Source organism: Gynuella sunshinyii YC6258 (assembly GCF_000940805.1).
Lineage (GTDB): Bacteria > Pseudomonadota > Gammaproteobacteria > Pseudomonadales > Natronospirillaceae > Gynuella > Gynuella sunshinyii.
Window position 1 is genome coordinate 2,440,248 of sequence record NZ_CP007142.1, and the last position, 20,346, is coordinate 2,460,593.

The following is a 20,346-nucleotide window of genomic DNA, read 5'->3' on the forward strand; positions in this document are numbered from 1 at the left end:
ATGGCGGGTGGTACTGGAGGACATATTTATCCGGCGATGGCGGTGGCGGAAACAATGGTGAAAAAAGGGATGATTGTCCATTGGCTGGGAGCAATGCGAGGCATGGAAGCGGAGCTGGTTGCAAAAACCGAGTTTCCATTGCATTTGCTTCCAGTGACAGCGTATCAGGGAGGTGGTCTCAAGCGTAAATTAATTGCGCCGGTGAATCTCTTGAGATCCGTTTATGCGGCCATGCGGATACTCGATCAAGTAAAGCCGGATATGGTGGTTGGCTTTGGTGGATATGCGTCAGCGCCCGGTGCAATTGCCGCGAAGATAAAACGCATTCCAGTGTTGATCCACGAACAAAATGGAACACCGGGAATGACCAATGCCTATCTGAGCCGCTGGGTGGAAAAAGTGATTCAGGCGTTCCCGCATACTTTTCCGGAGAAGGTCAACCCAATTACCTTGGGTAACCCTGTTCGGGAGGAATTGGTGAGTGTTAAAAAAATGCTGGAATGTGAAAACCTACAGCGCGTTTTGGTTCTTGGTGGTAGTTCTGGTGCTCAATCATTAAATATCATCATGCCAGAAGTGTTTTCGCAGATTAATCAACAACAAAGACCGGAAATTTATCATCAAACTGGTCAGGGAAAGCTGGAAGAAACATTGTCCAGTTATCAAAAGTATGGTGTTGAGGCGAATGTTGTTGAATATATAGGTAATATGGCAACTGCTTATGATTGGGCAGAGCTGGTGATATCCAGATCCGGTGCCTCGACTGTTTCGGAGTTGGCGGTGGTCGGTAGGCCTTCGATTCTGATTCCTTATCCATGGCATAAAGATCAGCAGCAGTACTTTAACGCCAGGGTACTGACCGATAGTCATGGAGCAGTAGTGTGCGAACAGGATGAACAGCTGAGTCAAAATCTGTTGCATTATATTAAACAGTTTATGGGTAATCCGAAGATGCTGGTTAACATGGCCACCGCTTTGGAGCGTGTTGCTATTTGGGATTCAGCGGAAAGAATTGTGCGTTTGATTGAGAAATTTTTAGCAGGAAGAAGGCAGGGGTAAGACGAAATGACAAAAGTGACCTTTGAAATTCCTGAAATGCGAAGAATCAAAAATATCCACTTCATAGGTATTGGTGGAGTTGGAATGTGTGGTATTGCAGAAGTTTTGTTGAATCAGGGATATCACATTAGTGGATCAGATATTCGGCCTTCGGCGGTAACTCAACGACTGGAGCAACTGGGTGCCCGCATTGCAATTGGACATACTGCCGAGAACGTCATGAATGTTGATGTCGTGGTTGTTTCCAGTGCAATTGATACTGAGAACCCCGAAATACATCAGGCCAATGAGCTACGTATACCGATTGTGCCGAGAGCGGAAATGCTTGGCGAACTGATGAGGTTTCGTCATGGTATCGCCATCGCCGGAACACATGGAAAAACCACCACAACCAGTCTTGTGGCATCGATTCTGGCAGAAGCTAATTTAGATCCTACATTCGTGATCGGAGGCAAGCTGACCAGCGCAGGAACTAACGCAAAGTTGGGTACCAGTCACTATCTCGTCGCTGAAGCGGACGAGAGTGATGCGTCATTTTTACACCTGCAGCCGATGACGGCAATTGTTACCAATATCGATGCAGATCATATGTCCACTTACGGTGGGGATTTTGAACAGGTTAAGGATGCTTTTGTCAGCTTTTTGCACAACTTGCCATTTTATGGGCTGGCTGTTGTTTGTGTTGATGATGAACACGTGAAATCAATATTACCGAAGTTAACCCGGCAATTTGTGACCTATGGTTTTTCGCCAGAAGCTGATTATTATGCTTACGGTGTGCAGCAGCATGGAATGCGAACTCAGTTTAAAGTTAAGCGCCCAGGGTGTAGTGACGATCTCGAAATCACCATTAATATGCCGGGTCGACACAATGTTCAAAATGCATTGGCGGCTATCGCCGTGGCGACTGATGAAGGGATAGCGGATATTGCCATCGTCCAGGGATTAGAACGTTTCCGGGGAGTGGGAAGACGGTTTCAGGTGCAAGGAGAATTTTCTACAGATAATGGCACAGTCATGTTGGTAGATGACTACGGTCATCACCCTAGAGAAGTGGACGTCACGATTGCCGCGATTCGTGAAGGCTTTCCCGAGCGTAGACTGGTGACTATTTTTCAGCCCCACAGATATAGCCGTACCCGGGATTTATACGAGGATTTTGTGTCGGTTTTATCCAAGGTGGATGTTCTGCTACTGATGGAAGTATATCCCGCAGGTGAGGAACCAATTAATGGTGCAGATGGGCGCAGCCTATGCCGCAGTATTCGCCAAAGAGGCAGAATAGATCCTATATTTGTTGAAGATAAAAAACTATTGCCTGGAATACTGAAGGATATATTGCAGGATGGAGATTTGCTGCTCACTCAGGGAGCTGGAAATATCGGACTGATATCTGTGGAGTTGTCTGAGAACAATCTGGGGTTTGCAAAATCATGACCTTGGCAATCACACGGGAACATCCCAAGGTCCGAGGAGCGACCAGAAAGAAGCAAAAGAAACCCAGTAAAATTCTCAGTTACGTTCGAGTGATACTGAATTTAAGAGCCTGGACTGTTATTGCTGTATTTGCTGTTACGGTCTGTTTGTTGTTTTTTACTGCTGTAGGAATTCAAAAAATACGCTGGTCTGTTTCCAGCGTTAAATTTGATCAGGTATTGATATATGAAGATGCTGATGCATTTAAACAGTATTTATCAGGATTGGTTGGTGTGAACTTGTTGACCGGAGGGTTGCAGCAGGTCAAGTCTGATATCGAGTCATTCCCCTGGATTGCTTCTGCATCGCTATCTTTGGAATGGCCTGGAGTGTTGCAGGTGTCGGTTGAAGAAGAGAAACCATTGGCATACTGGAACAACTCTGGTGTTGTCAGTCAAACAGGAAAAATCTTCAACTCAGAGACCAACTCTTTGATGTTGCCCAGGCTGTACGGTCCAAAAGGATCTCTCGATACTGTAATGCAGCAATATGTGACCTTTAGCTCCGCTTTGCTACGTCAGGGGCTGGTGCTTGACTCGCTGACTATGACTTCTGATGGCGGGGTGAGTTTAAAGACAGAATCGGGTATGGAAATTTTGCTGGGCAGAAAAGATATTACCGAACGCTTTGATTCGGTGCTAAGTGTGCTGGCTAGAAGCAATCAATATGTGGACAGGATAAAGTACCTTGATGCGCGGTATGAACATGCAGTGGCGCTGAAAGTGATTGAACAACAAGTTGTGAGTGGAGAAGAAACAAATGGCCGCGGCTAATCACGGACAATTACTCGTCGGACTGGATATCGGCACTTCAAAAGTAGTTGCTATCGTTGGGACGGTAACAGCCGATGGCGGTATCGAAATTGTGGGTCTTGGCTCACATAAGTCCCGAGGACTGAAAAAAGGAGTGGTCGTTAACATTGAATCGACAGTTCAATCTATCCAGCGTGCCATTGAAGAAGCTGAGCTAATGTCCGGTTGTGATATTCACTCCGTTCATGTGGGTATTGCCGGAAGTCATATTCATAGCTTGAACAGTCATGGCATTGTTGCCGTTCGCGATAAAGAAGTCATTGAGGCTGATATTGAACGGGTGTTGGATGCGGCCAAAGCTATTGCTGTGCCGGCGGATCAGAAAATTCTTCATATCCTGCCTCAGGAATACATTATTGATAGTCAGGAAGGCATTAAAGAACCACTGGGAATGTGTGGAGTTCGTTTAGAAGCGCGTGTGCATGTTGTCACTGGCGCGCTTAACGCGATTCAGAATATTGAGAAATGTATTCGGCGCTGTGGACTGGAAGTGGAAGAAATTATTTTGGAACAGTTGGCATCCAGTCATGCTGTGCTGACTGACGATGAAAGGGAATTAGGGGTTTGTCTTGTAGATATCGGTGGCGGAACAACAGACATCGCTATATTTACCGAAGGCGCTATCAGACATACCGCAGTGATTCCAATTGCCGGCGATCAGGTAACCAATGATATTGCCATGGCATTTGCAACACCTACGCAGCATGCCGAAGATATAAAAATTAAATACGCATGTGCGTTAGCGCAATTAGCGAATGAAAACGAAACGATTCAGGTTCCCAGTGTAGGTGATCGTCCAGCCAGGTCGCTGACACGCCAGGCATTGGCAGAAGTTGTTGAGCCTCGTTATGAAGAATTGTTCACCCTTATTCAAGCCGAATTGAGAAGAAGTGGATTCGAAGATCTCATTCCCTCCGGAATTGTTTTGACAGGTGGGACAGCAAAAATGGAAGGAGCCGTTGAGTTGGCTGAGGAGGTATTTCATGTACCGGTTCGATTAGCGAGCCCCCAGGAAATTACAGGTTTAACAGATATCGTCAGAAATCCGATTTATTCGACCGGCGTGGGACTGTTGATGCACGCAGCAAAGCAGGTTCATGAGGGGGGCGTTCCCCAGGCGAAAGCCTATGTCGAAGAACAGGACGGTGTCTTGGTACGTATTAAAGAATGGTTTAAACGCAATTTTTAAGTTTTTTGAGACATACAGTCGGTCTGGATGATTTGACTGTATTAACCAAAAGCAGAGGAGCAGGGCTATGTCCTTTAAAGATCGAGATTTAGAACACAAAACCAGTGATATTTTCACTTTAGTCGATGATTTCCCGCAATCAGCGGTCATCAAAGTCGTTGGTGTTGGCGGCGGCGGTGGCAATGCTGTTCAGCATATGCTTAACAGCAGTATTGAGGGTGTTGAATTTATTTGTGCCAACACAGATGCCCAGGCATTGAAGTCATTGGAGGCCCGCACTGCAGTCCAGCTCGGGGGCACCATTACCCGAGGCCTTGGCGCAGGAGCAAATCCGGAAATTGGCCGCCAATCCGCACTGGAAGACAGAGACCGCATCGCAGAGGTGCTCAAAGATGCCGATATGGTGTTTATTACCGCAGGTATGGGGGGCGGAACAGGCACTGGTGCGGCTCCAATTGTTGCGGAAGTGGCCAAAGAAATGGGGATTCTGACGGTTGCAGTGGTAACCAAACCGTTCCAGTTTGAAGGACGGAAGAGGATGACCATTGCAGAAGCAGGCCTGGAAGAGTTAGGGCAACACGTTGATTCCCTGATTACCATTCCAAACCAGAAGCTACTTCAGGTGCTCGGCAATAATGTGACCTTGTTAGATGCATTCGCTGCAGCTAACGATGTGTTGTTAAATGCTGTACAGGGGGTTGCAGACCTGATAATTCGTCCCGGTCTGATCAACGTGGACTTTGCTGACGTCCGTACAGTCATGTCCGAGATGGGTATGGCTATGATGGGGTCAGGCCGTGCAAGCGGTGAAAACCGTGCCTCAAAAGCAGCAGAAGCTGCTGTACGCAGTCCATTATTGGAAGATATCGATCTTCAGGGAGCCAGAGGTATTCTGGTAAATGTTACCGGTGGTTTGGACATGGGGCTGACTGAGTTTGATGAGGTTGGTCGAATAGTCCATGAATATGCTTCTGATGAAGCAACTGTGGTAGTGGGAACTGTTGTAGATCCGGAAATCTCTGATGAAATCCGAGTTACGGTTGTGGCAACTGGCTTGAATCGCCCGGTAGCCAAACCTAAAGTGGCGGTTGACAATACCCGCAAAAGTGTTGCTCCGTCACCTGAAGCCCGGAAGTTTGATCGGTCACATCCTGTTGCTAAGAAAGCACATGGCCAGGAGGTTTCGCATCAGCAACAGAAGGAAATTTCCCGAGATTTAGACTATCTGGATATTCCTGCTTTTCTGCGGAAACAAGCTGACTAAAATATGAACGTTTACATAAAAATGGGTGCGGGTTATACAGCCGCTTTGGTAATATGCCGCGATTCAAAACCTATCCAAGTTGCTGCAGACCAAATTTAGTATGATCAAACAACGTACACTCAAAAACATCATTAGGGCCACAGGGGTAGGCCTTCACTCCGGTGAAAAGGTCTACCTCACACTTAAACCTGCTCCAGTCGATACCGGTATTGTTTTTTGCCGAACGGATTTGGAACCAGTGGTTGAAATTCCGGCGAAGGCAATGAATGTTGGTGATACCACGATGTCGACGACTTTAATGGCCGGTGGTGCGAGTGTAGATACTGTTGAGCACCTGTTATCAGCAATGGCGGGTCTAGGGATAGACAACGCCTATATTGAAGTGAACGCTGCTGAAGTTCCGAGTATGGATGGTAGCGCTGGGCCTTTTGTGTTTCTGATTCAATCGGCAGGGATTGAAGAGCAGGACCGGGCTAAGAAGTTTATACGCATCAAAAAAACGGTTGAAGTAAAGGATGGTGATAAATACGCCCGCTTTGAGCCCCATAATGGTTTTAAGGTGTCTTTTACCATTGATTTTGATCATCCTGCGTTTAAAGACAGAAGTCAGAAACATTCTCTGGATTTTTCGACCACGTCTTTTATTAAGGAAATCAGCCGGGCAAGAACATTTGGTTTTATGCGGGATTTTGAATACCTGAGGGCCAATAACCTGGCTTTGGGTGCTAGTTTCAATAATGCCATTGCTTTGGATGACTTTAAAATCCTCAACGAAGATGGCCTGCGTTATGAGAATGAGTTTGTAAAACACAAAATTCTTGATGCGGTTGGTGACTTATATCTGTTAGGACACAGTCTTTTAGGCCATTTTGTCGGCTTTAAATCTGGTCATGGTTTGAATAACTTACTGCTACGCGAACTTTTAAAACATGAAGATGCTTGGGAATATGTTTCTTTTGAGGAAAAAAATGCTCCTATAGCCTATACTCCGGTACTAGCAACTGAATATTAATGCAACTACCGTAGTGTCCAGTATTTTCTATGATCAATATTATCGTCGTCAGCAGGCGAAATGGTCGCGTCAGATCACTCTCCTCAGGAATGACTCTCTTCCTATTTCTCATAGGACTCTCTTCTTTGGGGGGAGTCGGTTATTTTGGTTATTGGCTGGGGGACGAGCTTCAAAACGACGTTTTTGACCAAAACTCGGCCGCAGCCTGGAAGAAAACACTGGCCAAACAGAAAGAAGATATTTCCCAAGTAAAGCAGTACAGCGAAGAACAGATTCAGGCGCTGACAGTTAAAATCGCAGAATTGCAGGCCAGAGCCACTCGCGTCGATGCCTTGGGTGAGCACTTGGTTAAAGTCGCCAAGCTTGACGAAGGTGAGTTCAATTTCTCTGAACCCCCTGCTGTAGGAGGGCCCGAAGCCAGCGATTTGTACAGTGCTGCTTATCAGGTACCGGTATTAACTGATGTTATTGATGATTTGGCAACTCGTATTGAAGGCCGCGAGGAGCAGTTGACGATATTGGAGAGTTTGTTGGGAAGTCGCAAGATCAGCAATGATACCTTTATTGCGGGTCGTCCAATATTGAAAGGATGGATGTCTTCACGCTATGGATACAGATCAGATCCCTTTACGGGTAAGATGGCCTGGCATGAGGGCGTAGACTTTGCCGGTAAAGAAGGTTCCGAAATTGTCTCAGTCGCTGCTGGAGTGGTCACCTGGGCCGGAGAGCGTTACGGCTATGGTCAGATGGTTGAAATCAATCATGGTTCCGGATATTCCACGCGGTATGGGCATTCCAAAGAAGTACTGGTCAAAGTTGGTGATATTGTCAAAAAAGGTCAGGTAATTGCCAAAATGGGGAGTACCGGACGTTCAACGGGTCCTCATTGTCATTTTGAAGTGCACAATAACGGCAAAGCACTCGATCCAGCCAAATTTATTCTTCGCGCAAGCAAATAAAAATTCACAATTTGCTTGCGATCTAACAAAAAGCCTCCATTTTCCAAAGACATAAACTAACTGAGCCGGTATATTTAGCGGCCAAAAATTTGTCTTACTTATCAGAGCGGCTGACAGGGCCCGAAGTATTACAACTATATCTTTTAACCAGAACCTATCTCAAAATTGGAAATATACGACCCTGATTTCAGTAGATATCACCGATTTTGATCAGTTTTAAGATAGGTTCTGGCAAACCCATCGCGATTGAGGCAATTAAGACAGCAGATGTTTACCAGAATTGTTACAAAGATTGTCGGCAGTAAAAACGACCGCGAAGTAAAGCGGTTACTTAAACAAGTTCAAAAAATTAATGCGTTGGAGCCGGAGTTCGCAGCGCTGAACGATGAACAGCTTAAGGGAAAGACCCAAGAGTTTAAAAAACGGCTTGAGAACGAATCTCTTGACCAACTGCTACCAGAGGCTTTTGCTGCTGTCAGAGAGGCCAGCAAAAGGGTTCTTGGATTGCGGCATTTTGATGTGCAACTGGTTGGTGGAATGGTACTCAACAGTAGCAAGATTGCCGAGATGCGGACTGGGGAAGGAAAGACTCTAGTCGCAACATTGCCCTGTTATCTCAATGCCTTGACTGGTGACAGTGTGCATGTCGTGACTGTGAACGATTATCTGGCTCAGCGTGATGCCAGTTGGATGAGACCTCTTTTCGCTGCGCTTGATTTATCTGTGGGAGTTGTCGTCTCACAACAGCCGCCGGAAGAGAAGCGCTTGGCTTATAAAGCGGATATCACCTACGGGACCAATAACGAATTTGGGTTTGACTATCTTCGTGACAATATGGCTTTCCGGATGGAGGATAAATTTCAGCGTGGCCACTATTTCGCGGTAGTCGACGAAGTGGACTCCATTCTGATTGATGAAGCCAGGACTCCGCTTATTATCTCTGGTCCTGCTGAAGACAGTTCAGAGAGATACCTCCAGATCAATAAACTCATTCCAAACCTTGTACGAGAATACCCTGCTGAAGAGGGTCAGGAGTTGAAGCCAGGTGACTTCATCATTGATGAAAAACACCGTTCTTTGGAGCTGACTGAAGCAGGGCATGAAAAAGTTGAGCAGCTACTGGCAGACAATGGTTTGCTCGCGGAAGGTGAAAGTCTCTATTCAGCGACTAATTTGAGTTTGTTACATCATGTTAACGCTGCTATTAAAGCGCACTTTATGTTCCACCGTAATGTTGATTACATCATCGAAGGTGGTGAAGTGGTTATCGTTGATGAGCATACTGGACGGAAAATGCCAGGGCGCCGATGGAGTGAAGGCATTCATCAGGCGATTGAAGCAAAAGAAAATCTGACGATTCAAAAAGAAAACCAGACACTGGCATCAACTACCTTCCAGAATTACTTTCGCCTGTATACCAAATTGTCCGGGATGACCGGAACAGCAGATACAGAGGCTTTTGAATTTAGACAGATTTATGGTCTGGATGTGGTTGTAATACCTACAAACAGGGTTGTTAAACGGGTTGACTATAACGATCTGGTGTTTTTATCTGAGGATGAAAAGTTTGAGGCCATTGTTAAGGATATTCAGGCAAATATAGAAGCCGGTAGGCCCGTGTTAGTGGGTACTGCCTCTGTAGAAGCGTCGGAGCGGGTGTCTTCGGCTTTGCAGAATCACAAAATCCCTCACAATGTTCTGAATGCGAAAAACCATGCTAACGAAGCTATGATTATCGCCAATGCCGGTTTACCCGGTGCTGTAACCATCGCGACTAATATGGCAGGGCGTGGTACAGATATTATGTTAGGCGGTAATTGGGAGGCGGAAGTTAAGCAGTTGGAAGAACCTTCCGAAGCCGAGATAACCAGAATCAAAAGTGAGTGGCAACAACGTCATGAAGCGGTCCTGGCGGCGGGAGGTTTGCACATTATTGGTACTGAACGCCATGAATCCCGACGTATTGATAACCAGCTCCGTGGCCGTTCTGGGCGACAGGGTGATCCTGGATCCTCACGCTTTTTCCTGTCAATTGATGACAATCTCATGCGGATTTTCATGTCTGACCGAATGAAAGGTTTCATGAAATCAATGGGTATGGATAAAGGAGAGGCTATTGAGCATAAAATGGTCAGTAACGCGATTGAGAAGGCTCAGCGGAAGGTAGAGAACCGCAACTTCGATATTCGGAAATCATTGCTCGAATTTGATGATGTCAATAACGATCAGCGTTCTGTTATTTATCAGCAGCGTGATGAGTTGATGTCCTCAGATAGCATCCAGGATGTGATCCAGAACATCCGTAAAGATGTAACCAATCAGTTAATCGACGAGTATGTCCCACCAGAAAGTCTGCATGAACAGTGGGATATTGCAGGTTTGGAAAAAGCGCTGACGGCCGAGTTTGATATTCAGCTACCTGTTCAGGAGTGGCTGGATGCAGACCAACACTTCAACGAGCCGCAACTGCGACAAAAGATTGTCGAGGAGATGGAGCGCGTATATCAGGAAAAAGAAGGACAGGTTGGTGCTGATGCAATGCGCCGCTTTGAAAAGCAAATCATGCTTCAGGTGCTTGACCAGCGTTGGAAAGAGCATCTTCAGGCGATGGACCACTTACGAATGGGGATTCATTTGCGAGGATATGCTCAGAAGAATCCTAAACAGGAGTATAAGCGAGAGTCATTTCTGCTGTTCCAGAACCTGCTGGAAGAGGTTAAGTCAGATACCGTTAAAATTCTCTCTCGCATGCAGTTGATGACTCGTGAGCAGGCTGAGGAAATAGAACGCCGCCGTCAGGCCCTGGAAGAGAGAATGCAATATCAGCACGAACAGGCCAGTGCGGTTCCTGAAGCACGATCACAGCCAGAGGCCAACTCAGATCCTGAGCCTAACAAGCCCCAGCCGATGGTACGCAAAGGGCAAAAAGTTGGTCGGAATGACCCATGTCCTTGTGGATCAGGAAAAAAATATAAGCAATGTCATGGCCGGTTGAGCTGATCTCACATAACCGAACCCCCATTTTGGAAATGATTAAAATGGGGTGATATTTTTGAAAAGTAGAATCTGAGGGTTCATCTAAATGGCTGTTGGTCATGAAACGTTGTCGCAATTGTTTCCTGTAAATGGAGTATCTATTGGAATCGCGTGCGCGGGTATTAAAAAGCCAAATCGTAGGGATCTGGTGATATTTGATATCGCTCCGGGTAGTCAGGTTGCCGGGGTTTTTACCAAAAACAAGTTCTGTGCAGCACCCGTTCACGTGGCAAAAAAACATCTGGCAAGTGGTGAAGGTATCCGTTTTCTGGTCATTAATACCGGAAATGCAAATGCAGGAACCGGACGTCAGGGGATGGAGGATGCGATTGAGACCTGCACTCGTCTGGCAGCCATCAGAAACGTTGGGACTCATCAAGTGCTGCCGTTTTCCACAGGGGTTATTGGTGAAAACCTGCCAATGGACAGGTTATTGGCGGGATTGCCAAACGCAGTAGAGACACTGGAAGTCGATAACTGGGAAGATGCTGCCTACGGTATCATGACGACAGATACCCGGCCTAAAGCTATCAGTGCGCAGTTTCAGTATCAGGGTGAAATCATAACCGTAACAGGAATCGCTAAAGGGTCTGGGATGATCAAGCCTAACATGGCTACGATGTTGGGGTTTGTTGCTACCGATGCACCGGTTACGCAACTTTTGCTGCAAAAAATACTTAGTGAAGCAAATGAGCAGAGTTTCAATCGTATAACTGTGGATGGAGACACATCCACCAATGATGCCTGTATTCTGATTGCCACCGGTAAAGCAGCGGTGCCTTGTTGTGATTCTGAAGATTCGGATTTATACCGTTTTCTTAAGAAGACCGTTGGAGAGGTGTTGCTTTTTCTGGCCCAGGCGATTGTAAGAGATGGTGAAGGGGCGACCAAATTTGTCACTGTTGTCGTAAATGAGGCGCGTAACTCAGCAGAAGCACTTGAAGTGGCTTATACGATTGCCCATTCCCCATTGGTTAAAACAGCTTTCTCTGCCAGTGACGCTAACTGGGGTAGAATTTTGGCAGCCGTTGGTCGTAGCCAGATCGAAGAGCTCGATGTCAACCGGGTTTCAATCTGGCTGGATGATGTCCGTATCGTTCATAATGGTCAGCGGGATGATAAGTACACTGAAGAACAGGGAAGCAAAGTCATGGCTCAGGAGGAAATCAGAATTACTGTTAGTCTTGGGCAAGGGGAAGCTTCAGAACGAATATACACCACGGATCTGTCTGCCGAATACGTTCGTATTAACGCAGAATACCGGACTTAACTGGTCAGAACAAAAAATTGGGAAAGACTAGATGTCTTTCCCATTGTTTTCTGGATCGATAAAAAAATCGTCCAAATCCTCAGAAAACGGATCATCCATCAATGCTGGGCCAGCAATACGATGACCTTCAGAAGCCCAGTCTCCCAAATCAATGAGTTTGCATCGTTCACAACAAAACGGTCGAAATTGATTTTCCTCTGACCATTCAGTTTCTTTTTTACAAGTCGGACATTTTACCCTAATCATGATTTAGCCAGTTCTAAGAGAGTTTGAGCGATAGCATCAAGCTTATGATGAAAAGCTGTGATTGTTGAGTCGTTTGTGATGATGAAATCAGCAATTTCAAGCTTTTGTTCATCGGGCATCTGCTGATTGATGATACTGTTTACGATGTCCACTGAGCTGCTATCTCGGCTCACGGCTCGCTGGGTTCTAATCTTGACTGGAGCTATTATCAGGATATTCCGATAACACAGTTTGTACTGTTCTGACTCGTACAATAGTGGCGACACTAATAATGTCACCGCATTTTTCGGTGCTGCTTTAATTTTTTCTTGCATAAGAGATCGTATGGCGGGGTGTGTCACGGATTCCAGCCATGTCTTTTCTGCAACGTCAGAAAAAATAAGCTCTCTGAGCTTTGAGCGGTCCAGGCTTCCGTCGGCTAATAATATTCCATTTCCAAAATGGCTGACTATCTCCTGGTAAGCCTTTTGGCCCGGCATTACCACTTCTCTGGCCAACACATCAGTATCGATCATATTAAATTGATACTGTTCCTGGAGATATGTACTGGCCTCTGTTTTCCCGCTGGCGATGCCTCCTCCCAGGCCTACAATCATATTTGCAATGTTCCCAGATACCATTGGGTAATGTATTCACCCCAGAATATATAAACCAGCGCAGCGCCACACAAATACGGCCCAAATGGTATGGGGATGTTTTTGTCACGACCTTTGATCAAAATAAGTCCAATACCTATAACAGACCCAACTGCTGCAGAAAGCAGAATAATCAGTGGCAGGGATTGCCAGCCGAACCAGGCGCCAAATGCGGCAAATAATTTGAAATCCCCATAACCCATGCCTTCTTTGCCTGTGGTCAACTTAAACAACCAATATACCAGCCAAAGAGACAAGTAACCGGCAATAGCCCCAATGACAGCCTCATTAAGTGATGTAAATGTGCTACTGAGATTGGCAATGAGACCTAGCCAAAGTAGCGGGAGAACCAGGCTATCCGGTAATAATTGAGTATCAAAATCAATCATCGTTAATGAAATCAACACCCAGACAAAAGCTAGTAAATAGACTGTCTGCATAGACCAGCCAAATTGCCAGGCAATCAGCGCGGATAAACCGGCAGTAATCAGTTCAATGGTTGGATAACGAAGAGAAATACCGGTTTTGCAGGAAGCGCAGCGTCCTTTTAAAAACAGGTAACTGATAACCGGAATATTTTCCCAGGCACGAATTTTGTGTCCGCACTTAGGACAGGTTGAGTCAGGCTTAATAAGGTTTATTTTGTCCAGTTTCGGAACCTTAAGTTCCAGAAACTCGCTGGCCTCAATGGTCCAGCTGTTTTTCATCATGACCGGCAAGCGAAAAATGACGACGTTCAGAAAGCTACCGATTAATAGCCCGAAAATAAAAACGGTGACTGTTAAAGTCACCGTGGAGGTTTGGAATAGTTCAATAGCCTGCATTAAACAACGTTTCCGATCTGGAAAATAGGTAGATACATGGACACAACCAAGCCACCAACAACGACTCCCAGAAAAGCCATAATCATTGGCTCCATCATACTGGTCAGACCATCTACCATGGTATCTACCTCTTCCTCATAAATAGCAGCAGCCTTCGCGAGCATGTCATCCAACGCACCTGACTGTTCACCAATAGAAACCATTTGTACCAGCATTGGTGGAAAGACGTTCTCTGCACGCATCGAGCCTGCAAGCTCACCACCCGAAGAAACCTCATGTTTGACATTTTGGATTGCGGTCTCATAGACAATATTACCAGATGCCCCTGCGGCTGAATCCAGTGCATCTACTAGAGGTACACCAGCAGCAAATGTTGTCGATAGTGTTCTGGCATAACGAGCATAGGCAGATTGTTTAAATATTGGACCAAATACAGGTAACCGTAATAAAAACCTTTGAACTCCATGACGAAATTTTATTGATCGCTTCATGGCTGTAGAAAAAAGAAAAGTACTGACGATAATGACACCTAGCCCTATATACCAATTGCGCTGCATCCATTCCGACATGGAGACAACAACTTGAGTGGGAAGTGGTAACTCAGCGCCAAAACTATTAAACATTTCGGCAAAAACCGGTACAACTTTAAGAAGTAGAACTGCAGTGACAATCATGGCCACTACTATAACTGTAATGGGGTATTTGAGCGCACTTTTAACTTTACGTTTTATGGATTCACTTTTTTCTTTGTATATAGCGACACGATCCAGCATGGTTTCGAGGGCACCGGCTTGCTCTCCAGACTCCACTAAGCTACAAAATAAATCATCAAAATATTTTGGATGTTTTCTCAGGGCGCTTCCAAATGTGCCACCAGCAGATACATCTGCTTTCATGGCCGTAACGAGTTCTGCCATGCTTTTGTTTGACAAACCTTCTGCAACAATATCAAACGCTTGTACCAGGGGTACGCCAGCTTTCATCATGGTTGCCATTTGGCGTGTAAATACCGCAATGTCTTCAGACTTAATGGACTTTTTTCCAGAGCCAAGAAAAGAAAGGCTTTGACTCTTTTTCACCATTTTCTTGACATTAATGCCCTGCTTTCTTAGTTGGGCCTTCGCTATTGCTGGATTGACTGCACTTAACTCGCCTTTGACAGAACGACCAGAGCGGGAAATCCCTTCGTATTTATAAGTAAATGTTTTTGCTGCCGTTGCCATAATCTATAACTCGATCAGTTTTCCGATGTAACGCGGTTGACTTCTTCAAGGCTGGTAACACCTTGACACACTTTTACCAATCCGGATTTACGCAGGTTGTTATAGCCTTCTTTTTTGAATTGTTCATTCAATTGAATTGAATTACCTTCTTCCATAATAATTCTGGAAATTGCCGGGGTAATCTTAACGACTTCATAAATACCTACTCGCCCTTTATAACCTTTGTTGCATTGATTGCAACCTACGGGGTGATAAATCTTGGCGCTTTTGAGCATTTCGTCACTGAAGCCTTCCTTTTTCAATGTTTCAACGGGAACATCTAAGGCTTGTTTACAGTGACCACATAATCTGCGTGCGAGTCGTTGGGCGATAATCAAATTGACGGTCGTTGCCAGGTTAAATGACGGGACACCCATATTCAGCATACGAGTCAATGTTTCTGCCGCACTGTTGGTATGAAGGGTAGAGAGTACCATATGGCCCGTTTGAGCTGCTTTGATAGCGATAGACGCTGTTTCCAGGTCCCTGATTTCTCCAACCATAATGACATCGGGGTCCTGCCTCAAAAATGATCTTAGTGCTGACGCAAAATCGAGCCCTACTCTATTATTGACGTTAACTTGGTTAATCCCTTCCAGGTTAATTTCAACAGGGTCCTCGGCTGTAGAAATATTAACACCTTCAGTGTTCAATATATTTAAACCAGTATACAGAGATACAGTTTTTCCGGATCCTGTCGGGCCAGTAACCAGTATCATTCCCTGAGGACGTTTGAGTGCCTCCAGGTACATTTCCTTTTGATCCGGCTCATAACCTAAAGCGTCAATTCCCATTTTAGCGCTACTGGAATCGAGAATTCGCAATACGATCTTTTCGCCAAACAGTGTGGGCAGTGTATTTACACGAAAGTCAATAGCTTTGGTCTTTGATATTTTGAGTTTTATACGTCCATCCTGGGGAACCCTGCGCTCAGAAATGTCCAGTTGAGACATTACTTTTAGTCGTGCGGCGATTTTAGGGCCAAGAGCAACGGGTGGGCGAGACATATCCTGTAACATTCCATCAATACGGAAGCGGACGCGATATGTTTTTTCGTAAGGTTCAAAGTGTAGGTCTGAAGCGCCTTTCTTAATCGCTGAGAGCAGCATTTGATTAATAAAGCGGACAACAGGAGCATCATCTGCACCACTATTTCCCTCATCTCCTTCATCCTTTTTAGTTTCTGCGACTTCTAAATTATCCAAGGCTTCATCTTCTAGGCCTTCGAAGGCGTCGTTACCGTCATCGAGAAAGCTCTCAATCAAACGAGAAAGCTTGTCATCCTCAACCAGGATTGACTCTGTACTTAATCCTGTATGAAATTTTATTTCATCTAATCCGATTAAGTTGGTTGGATCTGATACGGCAACAAAGAGGCGATTCCCTCTTTTTATCAAAGGGAAAGCACGATGAGCGATTATTAATTTACTATCAACAAGTTCTTTATTAAGTAGCTCTTTGTCAAAAGCTTCCAGGTCGAATAAAGGAGTGCCAAATTCAGTTGCGCAAGTTTGGGCTATCTGTAGAGGAGTTGCCAGTTCTGAATCTATCAACTGAGTGACGAGTTGTACTTTATTTTTTTTGGCTAGTGAGGTTGCTTCAATAGCTGATTCTTCACTAATAATCTGATCTGCAACCAATCGTTTGGATAAGCCGTTTAGTAGTGCTGCCATAAGTCGCTGTTGTAGCCCTTATTTTGAGTTCATGTGAGATTAGATTAGCTCTTAACGAAAGAGTAGGCCAGTGATTAGACCACTGATAGCCTTGATTGGCGATATTTGTCACATATTGACGCTTGGTGTAATGCAGGCGTTGCATCGTAAGGTGTTTATCCAGTGATTGCCTGGATTTTTGTTTTGGCATGCTTCCTGCTAATTTTTTATGGTCCTAGATATAGTTCTAGTTTATTTGATCAGAGGAATTAGATATGAAGCGTGTTCAATCAGGTTTTACATTAATTGAGTTGATGATTGTAGTAGCTATCATTGGTATTTTGGCTGCAGTTGCTTTGCCTGCGTATCAGGATTACACCAAGAAAGCAAAGATGTCTGAAATTACCTTGGCAGCGAGTTCGTGTAGAACAACTATTACCGAAAAGTATCAGTCTGCTCCAACTGCACCAAGTGCTGGCAACTGGGGGTGCGAATCTGCAAGTCCAACGTCTAAATATGTAGCTTCGATATATACTGATGCTAATGGCATTGTTCGTGTAGGAATTCAAGGATTTGGTGATACAGATCTTGATGGCCAGTATGTTTACCTTGTGCCTTATGCTAGCGGTGGTGCTATGACCTTCGCAAGTAATCGGGGTGAAACGGTATACGAATGGCGTTGTGGCGGAAGCAGTAATGAACTGTTGAAAGTTTTACCGGGTTCTTGTTCTTATGACTACAGCACTGCGCCAGGTGGTAGTTTTGCCGCCAATTAATTGATGGTGGTGATATTTATATATTATATAAAGGCGACATTTGTCGCCTTTTTTGATTAGGTTTTTTCTCTTCGCAATGAATAGCGCTCCTTTGTTATTACTTGTTTTGTCCTGGTTGGTTCCTGACCACTTTTTGCCTTGGGGTGCTTTTTATAATGATTTTTTGGCTTTTTTAGGGGTCGTTGTATTCATCGCATTGAAACCCAGAGTTCTTCTATTTACTTCCGGTCTCTCTTTTTTTTATATCGTAATTGTCAGCCTGTGGGTCATTCAGTTTTTTAACGGGGTCTATTTCTATAAATCCGATATAATTCTGGCCTTTATTTATGTAACTGGCGCTTATTTTGCTTATTTGGCCGGATTTTCTGGTAAGAATAATGAGCATATTGTTTTTATTTTTGCTTTGTTAGTATTATTGGGGGGAGGTGTTAGCTGTATTATTGGAATTATTCAGTGGCTCGATTTATCTTCTATCTGGGTTTCTGGGCCAACGCTTTCAGGGCGTGCAGTAGGTAATTTGGGGCAACCAAACAATTATGCAACGTTAATGATTTGGTCCATAGTTACCTTATATTATTTATTTGGCCGTGGTTATATTTCAGTTTTTCTATTTGTTTTTTTGTCGATTTTGTTTAATTGGGCGGTAGTCATTTCAGAGTCGAGAACTCCATTGCTTCAATATATTTGGATTCTTGGTTTTTTGTTTTATTACAGGAAACAGCAAAAGAGTCCATTTTCTAAAGTTGCTTTTTTACCCTTGCTGTCGTTTGTTTTTCTTTATCTCTCTTATCCATATATAAACCATGTGTTGTTGCTTGATGATGAAACCAAGTTAAAGTTGGTAGAAGGAAATTATCATGGGCGTATTAGCATATGGATAAGCCTGATTCCAGCTATCTTAAATAGCGGTTTTTGGGGCTATGGATGGGGCGGTGTGTCTGTAGCGCAATTTACGAATTTACTAGATAGTCCCATAAGTCATGTCGAGTATGTCACGCAGAGTCATAATTTGCTGTTCGATCTAATTCTATGGTGTGGGCCTTTAATTGGTTTTCTTGTGATTGGCTTTTTTGTATTTTGGATTGGTAGGAGGGTTTTGCATCCAAAGACCCATGAATCCTGGTTTTTATTATCCTGCATAATCGTACTGTTAATACATGGTATGTTGGAATATCCTCAAGAATATGCTTATTTTTTGTTTCCAGCTTTTTGGATGTTAGGGGTGGTTGATCAGGAGTCCGGGGTAAAAAAGAAACGTTATGCCTGGCCAATACAGATACCGATGTTTTTTGTTTTTTGTTTTATAAGTATTTGGGTGGCAAAAGAGTATTTGGTAATTGAAGAAGATCATCGATTGATGAGAGGACAGAATTTTGGCCTTCAGGTAGATAAGGGTTTGAGATTATCTAAAGATTTAGTTCTGTTGGATAAACAAAAGGACTTTATTCGTTTCGCCCGCCAAAAAGCGCATAAAGGGATGTCTATGGAGGAGCTGGATTGGTTTAAACGGGTTACCTATAGCACCCCTATTGCTGTTTCTATATATCGCTATAGTGTTGCATTGGGACTTAATGGCCGTATGTCTGAGGCTCTTATGGAAATGCAAAAATTGGAAAAACTCAATAGGCCTGAAGAATATTTGTATTACTCTTATTTTTTTAAGCATTCAATAGATGAAGGTCGAGAAATATAATGGGGAGTATTATCTAGAGTATTCGAAATTGTGTTTAGCAAGAATCACAGTTCCACTGGCTATATAATGTACATGTTATAATATAGGTAGTCTCCATTGTAAAATGGATCTAGATATTTAGTTTCTAGCATCTTCTGAAAAACCGGTCGATGTCTGATCAGGCCGATTCTAGGAGGGTGTACAAAATTAGCCCTTTCAGTATCGCTTAGCGGCAGAGTAATTTAACTAGGCTGTCTTCATTGTCATAAAACCCTCAAGCTCAAATCCACCACCCGAACTTCTTTAGTCATCCCCCCCACAGACGCACGGATATTCTGCTCATACCTATGCTCTCCCACTTTGGAAAGGTCCAACCCTCCTGATATTTCCAGTTGGTGGGAAGATGCTCTCTGATCGGTCTTGATGACAATTTCCACATCCTGTTCGCTGAATTCGTCCAGCATTATGTAGTGAGCATTGGTGGCTGCTGCTTCGTTGAATTCTTCGATGTTCTCGACTTCTATTTCTATCTTGGCTTTTGGAGCAATTTGTTGGCTTTGTGCCACTGCTTTGGTGATACCACCGGCGGCGGCAATGTGGTTTTCCTTAATCAGGAACATGTCGTAGAGGCCGAGCCGGTGGTTGGCGCATCCACCGACCAGTACTGCATATTTTTGAGCCAGCCGGAGTCCGGGGATGGTTTTTCGGGTATCCAGCACGGTGATGTTTTTGTTTTTGACGGCTTCTGCATATTGGCGGGCGGTTGTTGCCGTGCCGGAAAGGGTTTGCAGGTAGTTCAGGGCGGTTCGTTCGGCGGTCAGTATGGAGCGGGCATTGCCACTGACTTCAACCAGTGTTTGTTGGTTGCTGATGTTGTCACCGTCTTCCACCAGCCAGTTCAGGCTGACGCTGGGGTCGACCTGACGAAAGACCTCATTGACCCAGGCTTGTCCACATATGACGGCTTTTTCGTCTTTACAGATAATACTCGCTTGTACGGTTTGTTCGGCGGGAATCAGCTGTGCGGTGATGTCCCCCGTACCGATGTCCTCTTCCAGCGCAAACGCTACCGAGCGTTGCATGTGATCGACTAGCGTGGTGAAAAATGGAACATCTTCAATTTTCATGATCTTTTTTCTGAGCAGCGAAAGATGGGAGCGGATAGTAATCTGATTTGTGGCAATGATCAAAAGCGGATCTTG

17 protein-coding genes are annotated in these 20,346 nt (G+C 44.7%); 11 read left to right on the plus strand and 6 right to left on the minus strand.

Translation table 11 applies throughout. The features are described 5' to 3' along the window. The 9 genes from murG to argJ all read left to right on the plus strand — a co-directional run bounded on the left by murG (position 1) and on the right by argJ (position 12,077). Positions 1-1,059, plus strand: coding sequence for an undecaprenyldiphospho-muramoylpentapeptide beta-N-acetylglucosaminyltransferase (murG, locus tag YC6258_RS10565; protein ID WP_281176368.1), 1,059 nt, complete (start codon positions 1-3; stop codon positions 1,057-1,059). Between the two features lie 6 nt (positions 1,060-1,065). Next, complete coding sequence (murC, locus tag YC6258_RS10570) at positions 1,066-2,496, plus strand: UDP-N-acetylmuramate--L-alanine ligase (protein WP_044616961.1); 1,431 nt, start codon at positions 1,066-1,068, stop codon at positions 2,494-2,496. 149 nt (positions 2,497-2,645) lie between these two features. Then, on the plus strand, positions 2,646-3,308 hold the full coding sequence (locus YC6258_RS10575; RefSeq protein ID WP_169748954.1) for a cell division protein FtsQ/DivIB: 663 nt from the start codon (positions 2,646-2,648) through the stop codon (positions 3,306-3,308). Beyond that, positions 3,295-4,536 carry a cell division protein FtsA gene (ftsA, locus tag YC6258_RS10580; protein ID WP_044616963.1) on the plus strand — a complete coding sequence of 414 codons (1,242 nt, stop codon included), beginning with the start codon at positions 3,295-3,297 and terminating at the stop codon, positions 4,534-4,536. The genes YC6258_RS10575 and ftsA overlap by 14 nt, the downstream gene beginning before the upstream one ends. 109 nt (positions 4,537-4,645) lie before the next feature. Continuing rightward, a complete protein-coding gene (gene ftsZ, locus YC6258_RS10585) occupies positions 4,646-5,800 on the plus strand; it encodes a cell division protein FtsZ (RefSeq protein ID WP_044619946.1) in 1,155 nt (384 codons plus the stop codon). Between the two features lie 100 nt (positions 5,801-5,900). Then, complete coding sequence (lpxC, locus tag YC6258_RS10590) at positions 5,901-6,812, plus strand: UDP-3-O-acyl-N-acetylglucosamine deacetylase (RefSeq protein ID WP_044616964.1); 912 nt, start codon at positions 5,901-5,903, stop codon at positions 6,810-6,812. A gap of 125 nt (positions 6,813-6,937) precedes the next feature. Next, positions 6,938-7,771, plus strand: coding sequence for a M23 family metallopeptidase (locus YC6258_RS10595; RefSeq protein WP_245627039.1), 834 nt, complete (start codon positions 6,938-6,940; stop codon positions 7,769-7,771). A 267-nt stretch (positions 7,772-8,038) separates the two neighbouring features. Continuing rightward, complete coding sequence (secA, locus tag YC6258_RS10600; protein WP_044616965.1) at positions 8,039-10,771, plus strand: preprotein translocase subunit SecA; 2,733 nt, start codon at positions 8,039-8,041, stop codon at positions 10,769-10,771. Between the two features lie 82 nt (positions 10,772-10,853). Then, the gene (argJ, locus tag YC6258_RS10605; RefSeq protein ID WP_044616966.1) at positions 10,854-12,077 is read left to right on the plus strand and encodes a bifunctional glutamate N-acetyltransferase/amino-acid acetyltransferase ArgJ; all 1,224 of its coding nucleotides are present in this window, start codon (positions 10,854-10,856) and stop codon (positions 12,075-12,077) included. Between the two features lie 27 nt (positions 12,078-12,104). Here the strand turns inward: argJ and yacG are convergent, their stop codons facing one another. The 5 genes from yacG to pilB are packed head-to-tail and all read right to left on the minus strand — an operon-like array spanning position 12,105 to position 16,717. Beyond that, entirely contained in the window at positions 12,105-12,323 is a 219-nt protein-coding gene (gene yacG, locus YC6258_RS10610; protein WP_211264666.1) for a DNA gyrase inhibitor YacG, read from the minus strand. Continuing rightward, positions 12,320-12,919 carry a dephospho-CoA kinase gene (coaE, locus tag YC6258_RS10615; protein WP_044616968.1) on the minus strand — a complete coding sequence of 200 codons (600 nt, stop codon included), beginning with the start codon at positions 12,917-12,919 and terminating at the stop codon, positions 12,320-12,322. Before coaE ends, yacG begins: the two co-directional genes overlap by 4 nt. Next, complete coding sequence (locus tag YC6258_RS10620) at positions 12,916-13,782, minus strand: prepilin peptidase (protein WP_044616969.1); 867 nt, start codon at positions 13,780-13,782, stop codon at positions 12,916-12,918. The genes coaE and YC6258_RS10620 overlap by 4 nt, the downstream gene beginning before the upstream one ends. Then, a complete protein-coding gene (locus YC6258_RS10625) occupies positions 13,782-15,005 on the minus strand; it encodes a type II secretion system F family protein (protein WP_044616970.1) in 1,224 nt (407 codons plus the stop codon). The genes YC6258_RS10620 and YC6258_RS10625 overlap by 1 nt, the downstream gene beginning before the upstream one ends. 14 nt (positions 15,006-15,019) lie before the next feature. After that, positions 15,020-16,717 carry a type IV-A pilus assembly ATPase PilB gene (pilB, locus tag YC6258_RS10630; protein ID WP_044616971.1) on the minus strand — a complete coding sequence of 566 codons (1,698 nt, stop codon included), beginning with the start codon at positions 16,715-16,717 and terminating at the stop codon, positions 15,020-15,022. A gap of 254 nt (positions 16,718-16,971) precedes the next feature. Here pilB and YC6258_RS10635 point away from each other — a divergent pair, with 254 nt between their 5' ends. Continuing rightward, positions 16,972-17,472 carry a pilin gene (locus tag YC6258_RS10635; RefSeq protein ID WP_044616972.1) on the plus strand — a complete coding sequence of 167 codons (501 nt, stop codon included), beginning with the start codon at positions 16,972-16,974 and terminating at the stop codon, positions 17,470-17,472. A 76-nt stretch (positions 17,473-17,548) separates the two neighbouring features. Beyond that, positions 17,549-19,165 (plus strand): PglL family O-oligosaccharyltransferase, encoded by a 1,617-nt coding sequence (locus YC6258_RS10640; protein WP_144407611.1) that lies wholly within the window; start codon positions 17,549-17,551, stop codon positions 19,163-19,165. Between the two features lie 242 nt (positions 19,166-19,407). Here YC6258_RS10640 and nadC read toward each other — a convergent pair whose 3' ends face one another. Then, entirely contained in the window at positions 19,408-20,271 is an 864-nt protein-coding gene (gene nadC / locus YC6258_RS10645) for a carboxylating nicotinate-nucleotide diphosphorylase (protein WP_044619948.1), read from the minus strand. Between the last annotated feature and the right edge of the window lie 75 nt (positions 20,272-20,346).

Coding starts and splice junctions, on each gene's coding strand:
- argJ (WP_044616966.1), top strand. CDS start 10,854: ATGGCTGTTGGTCATGAAACGTTGTCGCAATTGTTTCCTGTAAATGGA.
- YC6258_RS10635 (WP_044616972.1), top strand. CDS start 16,972: ATGAAGCGTGTTCAATCAGGTTTTACATTAATTGAGTTGATGATTGTA.
- coaE (WP_044616968.1), bottom strand. CDS start 12,919: ATGATTGTAGGCCTGGGAGGAGGCATCGCCAGCGGGAAAACAGAGGCC.
- pilB (WP_044616971.1), bottom strand. CDS start 16,717: ATGGCAGCACTACTAAACGGCTTATCCAAACGATTGGTTGCAGATCAG.
- ftsA (WP_044616963.1), top strand. CDS start 3,295: ATGGCCGCGGCTAATCACGGACAATTACTCGTCGGACTGGATATCGGC.
- yacG (WP_211264666.1), bottom strand. CDS start 12,323: ATGATTAGGGTAAAATGTCCGACTTGTAAAAAAGAAACTGAATGGTCA.
- murG (WP_281176368.1), top strand. CDS start 1: ATGGCGGGTGGTACTGGAGGACATATTTATCCGGCGATGGCGGTGGCG.
- YC6258_RS10640 (WP_144407611.1), top strand. CDS start 17,549: ATGAATAGCGCTCCTTTGTTATTACTTGTTTTGTCCTGGTTGGTTCCT.
- murC (WP_044616961.1), top strand. CDS start 1,066: ATGACAAAAGTGACCTTTGAAATTCCTGAAATGCGAAGAATCAAAAAT.
- nadC (WP_044619948.1), bottom strand. CDS start 20,271: ATGAAAATTGAAGATGTTCCATTTTTCACCACGCTAGTCGATCACATG.
- secA (WP_044616965.1), top strand. CDS start 8,039: ATGTTTACCAGAATTGTTACAAAGATTGTCGGCAGTAAAAACGACCGC.
- YC6258_RS10625 (WP_044616970.1), bottom strand. CDS start 15,005: ATGGCAACGGCAGCAAAAACATTTACTTATAAATACGAAGGGATTTCC.
- lpxC (WP_044616964.1), top strand. CDS start 5,901: ATGATCAAACAACGTACACTCAAAAACATCATTAGGGCCACAGGGGTA.
- YC6258_RS10620 (WP_044616969.1), bottom strand. CDS start 13,782: ATGCAGGCTATTGAACTATTCCAAACCTCCACGGTGACTTTAACAGTC.